The sequence below is a fragment of the Xenorhabdus littoralis genome, from assembly GCF_033949345.1.
GTDB classification, from domain to species: Bacteria; Pseudomonadota; Gammaproteobacteria; order Enterobacterales; family Enterobacteriaceae; genus Xenorhabdus; species Xenorhabdus littoralis.
Window position 1 is genome coordinate 1 of sequence record NZ_VCDP01000246.1, and the last position, 335, is coordinate 335.

1 protein-coding gene is annotated in these 335 nt (G+C 49.9%); it reads right to left on the reverse strand.

From position 1 onward, the window contains the following. Nucleotides 1–335: IS110 family transposase (locus tag FE394_RS19495; RefSeq protein WP_319927966.1), on the reverse strand; the 335-nt coding region annotated here is incomplete at both ends.

The following is a 335-nucleotide window of genomic DNA, read 5'->3' on the forward strand; positions in this document are numbered from 1 at the left end:
TCTCATCGCCTGTTCCGCCTTTGTTCGTGGTTGCACAAATCGCATGGCGGGACGGGATGCAGCTTCGCATATGGCTTCAGCATCCACAAAATCGTTCTTGTGGCTCTTTACAAAAGGACGGACAAATTGTGGAGAAATCAGCTTCGCTTCGTGACCAAAAGCAGCGATCCGGCGAGCCATAAAGTGAGCACCGGCGCAGGCGTCCATTACAATAGTCGCTGATGACGATCCCGCTAAAAATTCCATCAGTCTGACGCGGGTAAATTTTTTACGCAGCAGAGCCTTTCCTGATTTGTCCTGACAGTGAACGTGGAAAGAATGTTTGCCGAGATCAA